This window comes from Streptomyces spiramenti (assembly GCF_012034385.1).
Lineage (GTDB): Bacteria > Actinomycetota > Actinomycetes > Streptomycetales > Streptomycetaceae > Streptomyces > Streptomyces spiramenti.
The window spans coordinates 1-7,373 of the sequence record NZ_JAAVJB010000239.1 but is presented as its reverse complement, the minus strand read 5'-3'; the positions used below and the strand labels follow the sequence as shown (position 1 = coordinate 7,373).

6 protein-coding genes and 1 pseudogene are annotated in these 7,373 nt (G+C 75.4%); 5 read left to right on the top strand and 2 right to left on the bottom strand.

The window, feature by feature from the left end:
- Window positions 1-212: 212 nt before the first annotated feature.
- Window positions 213-863: a DUF4352 domain-containing protein gene (locus HCJ92_RS20450; RefSeq protein WP_167935083.1), complete on the bottom strand. Its 651-nt coding sequence runs from the start codon at window positions 861-863 to the stop codon at window positions 213-215.
- A gap of 516 nt (window positions 864-1,379) precedes the next feature.
- On the opposite strand from HCJ92_RS20450, the gene HCJ92_RS20445 reads away from it, so the two are divergent.
- From HCJ92_RS20445 to HCJ92_RS20435, 3 genes are all read left to right on the top strand, one after another.
- Window positions 1,380-2,672 (top strand): DUF6716 putative glycosyltransferase, encoded by a 1,293-nt coding sequence (locus HCJ92_RS20445; RefSeq protein ID WP_167935082.1) that lies wholly within the window; start codon window positions 1,380-1,382, stop codon window positions 2,670-2,672.
- 229 nt (window positions 2,673-2,901) lie between these two features.
- On the top strand, window positions 2,902-3,522 hold the full coding sequence (locus HCJ92_RS20440; RefSeq protein ID WP_167935081.1) for a SurA N-terminal domain-containing protein: 621 nt from the start codon (window positions 2,902-2,904) through the stop codon (window positions 3,520-3,522).
- Window positions 3,519-4,643 (top strand): nucleoside triphosphate pyrophosphohydrolase, encoded by a 1,125-nt coding sequence (locus HCJ92_RS20435; protein ID WP_167935080.1) that lies wholly within the window; start codon window positions 3,519-3,521, stop codon window positions 4,641-4,643. Before HCJ92_RS20440 ends, HCJ92_RS20435 begins: the two co-directional genes overlap by 4 nt.
- Before the next feature lie 31 nt (window positions 4,644-4,674).
- Here HCJ92_RS20435 and HCJ92_RS25670 read toward each other — a convergent pair whose 3' ends face one another.
- Entirely contained in the window at window positions 4,675-5,694 is a 1,020-nt protein-coding gene (locus HCJ92_RS25670; protein WP_338054292.1) for an SUKH-3 domain-containing protein, read from the bottom strand.
- Window positions 5,695-5,820: 126 nt separating this feature from the next.
- Here HCJ92_RS25670 and HCJ92_RS20420 point away from each other — a divergent pair, with 126 nt between their 5' ends.
- Both HCJ92_RS20420 and HCJ92_RS20415 read left to right on the top strand, forming a co-directional pair.
- Window positions 5,821-6,795 carry an SMI1/KNR4 family protein gene (locus HCJ92_RS20420; protein ID WP_167935079.1) on the top strand — a complete coding sequence of 325 codons (975 nt, stop codon included), beginning with the start codon at window positions 5,821-5,823 and terminating at the stop codon, window positions 6,793-6,795.
- 7 nt (window positions 6,796-6,802) lie between these two features.
- Window positions 6,803-7,373, top strand: a pseudogene (locus HCJ92_RS20415) (SUKH-4 family immunity protein); the annotation flags it as partial.

Below are 7,373 nucleotides of genomic sequence, written 5' to 3'. Positions count from 1 at the left end.
AGGTCGAGGCGGCGCTCGCCCGGCACCCGTGGGGCGGCACCGGCGCGGGCGGGTGCCCGCCCCCTCCTTCACGGGGACGAGACCCGCTCGTCCGGGAGGACGAGGGACTCGTCCTCCCCTGGTACCGGGCAGCCCGAGGGCCACCCGGAACCGGTCTGCGGACCGGCGGTCGGAGCTCGCCGGCCACCGGCTACGGGCCGACGGTCGCCGGGTCAGACGTCGAGGCTCCAGTGCGCCTTGTCCTGGCTGCCGACGACCTGGACGGTGACATCGACGAAACCGGCGTCCTCGGGGACGTCGAAGCCGACCTCGCCGCCGGCGGTACGGCCCGGCTTGAGGGTGCCGCGCGGGTCGGACGTGAGCGAGGCGCTGTCGAAGATGCGGTCCGCCTCCACGCCGCGGTCCCCGGCCCGCACGGTGTAGAGGAGGGCGACCTCCTGGTCCTCGTCGGCGCCGTTGGTGACGGAGACGCCGAACTTCGTGGGAATCTCCTCGTGGTCCACGTAGTCGGCGGGGGTGAACGGCTCGGGGGCCTCCACCGTGATCTCCAGGCCCTCGGCGGTGACGAAGGTCTGGCCGGCCTCCAGGAAGTCGCCCTGGTCGCGGTCGGCGGCGTCGCCCTCGGCGGGCGTGTCGGCCTGGTCGGCGTCGGCGTCGTCGGTCGCGTCGCCGTCACCGGTGTCCGCGTCGCCCGCCCCGTCGTCCTCGGCGTCCGCCCCGTCCGTCTCGCGGCTCTCCTGGCCACGGTCCAGCGGCATCTCCGACTCGTCACACGCCGTCAGTCCGCCGACCGCCAGTGCCGCCACTGCCACACCGGCGACCATCCGCATCCGGCGTCCGCGAAGAGTACGCAGCTGAGCCATGGTCGTCCCCCTATGTTCTGGTGCGCCGGCCCCCGTTCGAACCGGCGTGCTCATCGCACCAGCTCCGGGCGCTCCCCGCCAGCGCCGGGAGCGGCCTGTAGCAGCGCCGCGACAAACCCACGACGGGAGGCGGAAGATCGCGACGGGACCAGCGGAACCCGGACACCGCCCCCACCTCGCCCCCGGCGCACACCCCTGGTGTCCGCCCACCGCCACCACGCGGCGCCGCCGCCACCAGCAGGTGTGGCCACCGCGTGGCCGCCGGTCCACCGCCGGTTCACCGGACGGCAAGTTCCGCGTCGTCCCCTCCCGGTATCACTGTCCACCTGGGGCGAGCACCCCCGCAGCCCCGCCGATCCGACAACCCACCCGCGCGCGCCCGACCCGGTACGGTCGGTGCCCGGCACCGGGCCGACACGACGACGCCCGACCGGGCCCGCGCGGCACCGCCACACACCGCGCCCCGCGGCAGCGGCCCCGAGGCCACCGCGGACGGCGTCCGAAGGGAACACCACCATGGGAAGCGCCGCGCCCCGCGCCGTCGTCCTCGCCGACTCCGACAGCCGCTGGAAGTGGGCCGCCCTGGTCGCCCGGCGCATCGCCCCGGACCACGCGATCGACGCCCGCTTCCTGCGCTCGGGCACCGCGCCCTCGCAGCGGCAGATCGACGAGGTCGGGATCGTGCCGGACACCAGCGCGACGCTCGACTACACCGACGTTCCCAGCGACCCCGCGGTCTCCGCCGCCGACGTCGTCGTCCTCGGCACCACCGGGGGCACCATGCTGACGATGATCCACACGCTGGGGCGGGCTTGGCGGGACCACCCCTCCCGCCCCGCCCTGGTGACCGGCTACGTCGGCGTCATCTACGAGAACATGGTCGACGGCCTGCTGCTGCGCTGCGGATCGGACCTGGTGCTGGCCAACAGCGCCCACGACGCTGCGCGGTTCCGCGACGTCTACACCAGCCTGGACGTGGACCCCGCCGCCGTCGTCGAGACGGCGCTGCCGTTCCTCGGCGGCGCCCCCCACGACCCCGGGGCCGCCGGACGCGACCGCCCGTTCACCGTGACGTTCGCCGTGCAGCCCTCCGTGCCCGGGACCAAGGCGGCCCGGCTCTCCCTCGTCCGGCACCTCGCCCGGCACGCCCGCCTCCACCCCGACCGCGAGGTGCTGCTCAAGCTCCGCAACCAGCCGGGGGAGGCCGTCACCCACACCGAACGCTTCCCCTACCAGGAGCTGCTGCGGTCGCTGCCCGACGCACCGCCGAACCTGCGGCCGGTCTACGGGGACATGGGCTCCGTCCTGGACCGCACCGACCTGCTGGTCACCGTCAGCTCCACCGCCGCGGTCGAGTCGGTCCACCGCTCCATCCCCACCGCCGTCCTCAGTGACTTCGGTGTCCGCGAGGCGCACGGCAACCACTTCTTCGTCCACTCGGGGCTGCTGACGAGCTTCGCCGACCTCGACGCCGGCCACGTACCGACCGTCCGCCCGCAGTGGGCCGCCGAGCACGGCATCGGCCGCACCGACCCCTACCGCGCCGCACGGGAACGCCTCGCGAGCCTCCGCGACCACGGACCGCTGGCACCGCCCCGGCCCTTCTACACCCCCGAGCGCAGCGGCGACTACCTGGAGACCCTCGTCGGGCGCCGGGGCTTCGCGCTCGACGGCACCCCGCTCGCCTCCTCCCCCGCCGCCGCGCGCCCGCCTGCCCTCAAGCGGATCGTTCGTCGCGGTGCCGGCCACCTGTACCGGTTCGGCCGCAACCGCCTCGCCCCGGCGGTCCGCCGCTGGCAGCAGGGCTGACCGGCGGGGCGCACGAAGTCCGGGGCCCCCGTCGGGGAACCGCCGGCCCGAGGGGGCTGCGGGGAGCGCCACGCCCGGGGCGCTCCGGCTCCGGCCGCCCCGGGGGCGGCCGGGGGTGACGGGCCGGTTCCGGGAGGTCACCGAGAAGGTCCGTCCGACACCTGCCGCGCCGACGGGTACAGGCCGTAAGATCACCGCACGCATCGGACCCACCGCCGGGAGATCCTCAGTGAAGCGCCGCACGTCCGCACTGTCCGTCTCGGCCGCCGCGCTGCTCGTGGCCGCCCCGCTGCTCACCGGTTGCTCGACCGACTCGCACCCGGGCGCCGCGGCCGTCGTCGGGGACGAACGCATCAGCGTCTCGCAGGTCCAATCCCAGGTGGAGCACGTCCGCGCCGCCCAGCGGGCCAGCGAGAACGCCGACCAGCTGATCGCCGCCACCGGCGCGCTCCCCCAGGAGACCGTGCAGCTGATGGTCCGCCGCGAGCTGCTGGAGCGCACCGCGGAGGACAACGACGTCACCGTCACCCGCGGCCAGGTCCAGGAGGCCCGCGACCGGGTGGTGCAGAACTTCGGCGACACCGAGCAGCTGGAGCAGTTCGGCCTCAGCTACGAGGGCGGCGCCTTCACCCTCGACCAGCTCGACGACGTGCTGCGCGAGCAGCTGCTCATCGAGGGACTGGTGGAGCGGATCGGCGAGCAGGGACTCGGCCCCGCCATCGCGGAGACCGCCGAGCGACTCGGCGTCGACATCAACCCCCGGTACGGCGCCTGGGACTACGAGGCCGGCGGCTTCACCACCAGCGACACCCCCTGGCTGGCGGAGCGCGCCGATACCCTGCAGGGGTGAGCACCTCCTCCCCCGCTTCTCCCGCAGCCACCGACCGGGGCCCGGCCGCCACGCCCGGCCCCGGTCGGATCGTGCTGCTGACGACCACCCACCGCGTCGCCCCCGGCCTGCTGTCCTGGCCCGCCTGGGAGGCGCTGCGCGCCGCCGACCGCGTGCTCTGCCGCCGGGCCGACCACCCGCAGCTGCCCTACCTGGCGGAGGCGGGCGTGCGGGTGACCGACCCGGGCGCCGAGCTGCCGGAGGCCGCGGAGCTGGTCGCGGCCCTGACCGCCCAGGCCGGCGCCGGGGACGCGGCACCGCTCCGGACGGTCGTGGTACTCACCGGCGCCGAGGGCGAGCCCCGACTGACGGACGGCCTGGCCCGCATCGCAGGCTCCGGCCGCGCCGCGGCGATGCCCTCGCTGGAACTGCTGCCGGGCTCCTACGACCTGCCCGGGGCACGCCTGCTCGACCTGGTCGAGGTCATGGACCGCATCCGGGTCGCCTGCCCGTGGGCCTCGCGCCGGGACCACGCGGACCTTGCCCACTACGGCATCGAGGAGATCTACGAGCTGGTCGACGCCGTCGAGACGGGCGACCGGGAGGAGATGCGCGAGGAGCTGGGCGACGTCCTGCTCCAGGTGATCTTCCACGCCCGTATCGCGGAGGAGCACCCCGAGGCGCCGTTCTCCGTCGACGACGTGGCCGCCGGGATCGTGGCCAAGCTGGTCAACCGGCACCCGCACGTCTTCGGGGACGCCGTCGCCGACGACGAGGAGGCGGTGAAGGAGCAGTGGGCGCGGGCCAAGGCCGCGGAGAAGCGGCGCCACTCCGTCACCGAGGGGGTCCCGCTCGGCCAGCCGTCGCTCGCGCTCGCCGCCAAGCTCACCGGCCGCGCCCGCAAGGCCGGGCTCGTCGTGCCGCTCCCCACCGGGACGGGCGTCGGGTACCGGCTGCTCGCGCTGGCGGCGGAGGCGGAAGCGGCCGGCACCGACCCGGAGACCGCGCTCCGCGCGGCCACCCGCGTCTACCGGGAGGCGCTGCTCGCCGCCGAGGGTCAGCCGCCCGCGACGGGGGGCGTCGACCGCGCGGCCGAGCCGGACCACACGGACCGCACGGACCTCACCGACGGGCCCGACTGACCGACGTGCCGCATCGGCGGAGGTGCTCCGGTCACTCCGCGGGCGGGTCGAGCCGGATCAGTGGGCCACCGGTGAGCAGCGCTCCCAGTGCCGAGCGGAGGTCCTCACCGGCGAACCAGTCGCCCGTGTGATCGACGCAGTACACGCGCCCCTCCTCGTCGACGGCGAGCAGTCCCGCCCCGACGCCGGGCGCGTCGGGGCCGAGGTGGCCGGCCTCCCCCAGCGGGGTCAGCTCGGTGCCGAGCGCCTGACCGAGGTCGCGCAGCGTGCGGGCCCAGTGCAGGCCCCGCAGCGGCGCCACCGTCACCTGGCACGGCACGTGCTCGCGACCGCCGGCGCGCGGCAGGATGGTGAGGGAACCGAACTCCTCCCACAGCTGCTCGGCCGCGGGCACCACGACGTGCGGGTGGCCCAGCGAGGAGAGGTGGTTGCGCAGCTCCGCCGCCCAGATCACCGACTCCTCGGCGCGCCGGCCGGGCGCCCAGCCGGCGTCGACGAGCGCCTGCTCGACCACGGCGGCGGTGCCCTCACCGTCGGCGGCGGCCTTCCCCTTGAGGACGGGGAGCCGCAGCGCGGTGGTGGCGTCGGTGACGGGGCTGATGGACCGCACCCCGAAGTGGTTGAGGAGCGCCGTGCAGGAGTGGCAGTGCCGCGCGTACTCGCCGTGCTGCGGGTCGCCGTCCTCCCGGATGTGGCGGGTGGTGATCCGGGCGCCCTTGAGGGCGCGGCGGCCCTGGCCGTTGCTGGAGGCGTCCGCGGCGGTGAGCCGCCGGGAGACCAGCGTCACCTCGGGGCAGCGTCCGAGATGGCGGTCGCGCTGCGCGGGGCCGAGGCCGTCGAGCACCTTGCGCACCAGGGGGTGCGGCTCGGGCGCCGGTCCGGAGCGCGCGGCGGTCGCCGTGAGCACGGCCTCGCCGGGCAGCGAGAGGGCGGCGGCGGTGGTGGGGAGGATGCCGTCCCGGCGGTGGTGGAGCCGGGGTGCGCCGGGACGGGCCCAGCCGAGGCGGGGGTCGCCTGCCGCGCGCTGCCCGCTGTCCGAAATCGTCTTCATGGTGGTGATTCCTCCCCCGCGATGAGGCGTGGACCTCATATCCGTCAGCTTGCCACACCGTGCCCTCCGGACCTGGGACCCCATAGGCTGTGGCGGAACAGCGATCAGCAGCAGGGGGCAGACGCCATGACGACAGGTCGGCTCGGGCACCAGGCCGCGCCACCGAACAGGGCCTACGCCGGACAGGTCGTGCAGTTCCCGGACCCTGTCCGCGCCGCCCGCTTCCCGCAGGGGATCCGGGTGGACGACGACGGCTACCCGGACTTCTCGCCCTACGCCCGTGCCGCGGCCGAGGTCGCCGAGCCCCCGGAGGGTTTCGGGGTCGACGAGCTGCGGTTGACCGACTACGTGTCGGCCAACGCGGCACTGCACGCGCAGGGCCACGAGCTCTGGGCGGACGTCCCCCCTGTGGCGACCCCCCACGGGTGGGCCTGGCACCACGTGGCGGGCACCCGGCGGATGGAGCTGGTCCCTGCCGAGGTCAAGGCGCTGCTGCGCCACCACGGCGGCCTCTCCACCACCTCCGTCGACCAGGACAAGCGGGGGACGCGACCGCTGGCGGAGCCGCAGCCGGTGCACTTCGCCGTGCCGCAGCCGATCGGCGTCGCGGAGGAGCTGGTCGCGGGCGCGGAGGCGAAGTTGGGCTATCGCCTGCCCGAGGCGTACCGGATGTTCCTCAAGGCGGCCGGCGGCGGCGCGCCGGAGGGCGTCGCCCTCGACGCGGAGCTGGGCCTGCTGGTGGACCAGCCGTTCTTCACGCTGCGCGACGAGGCGGCCGTCAACGACCTCGTCTACATCAACAAGTGCCTGCGGGACCACCTCACCAAGGACTACCTGGGAGTGGCGTTCGTCCAGGGCGGGATCCTCGCGCTGAAGGTCAAGGGCGAGGACGTGGGCTCGGTGTGGCTGTGCCCGCTGGACGACGCCCGGGACAAGGACGGCCTGACGGTCCAGGAGCGGGTCGAGCGGTTGCTGCTGCCCTGCGGCGCCGACTTCGACGCGTTCCTGCTGCGGCTGGCGGCCAACCCGCCGGAGCTGGACACCGTCGCCAATCTGATGGTGGACGGCGGGTTCGCCTACGCCGTCCCGCTGGAGAGGTGAGAGACCGATGGTGACGTTCGCACAGGCGCAGGAGCGCGCGGAGCGGTGGGTGAACGCCTCGGTCGCGCCGGACGCGCGGCGCGCGGTCGTGGTCCGCGAGTTCGACCTCGGTTTCGTGGCCTGGGCCGAGGGCCCGGCCGGGCACCCGACGGGCGGCCGACTGGTGATCGCCCGCGACAGCGGGGAGACCACCCTGTGGCCGGCGCTGCCGGTCGACGACGTGATAGACGCCTACCTGGCACGGTACGTCGACGTGCCGGAGGCACCGGAGCCCGAGCAGGAGCCCCCGGCCATCGACCTGGAGGCGACCTCCTTCCTGCTGACGCCGCCGCAGTGGCTCCAGGAGGCGGCGGACCGCGCGGGGATCCCCGACAACCGCCCCGAGGACCGCACCGGCCCCCCGGCGGACGACGACGAGGCGGACGGCCCGTCCGTCGTGGGCGGCCGGGACCAGGACGCCGGGCACGACGCACCGGCGGAGGAGCCAGCGGAGGCCCCGGACCCGTTCGCGGCCACGCATCCGCACCCCGCGCCGAGCTCCGGCGGGTTCACGCCCGCCGCGCCGCCGCCCCCGGGGC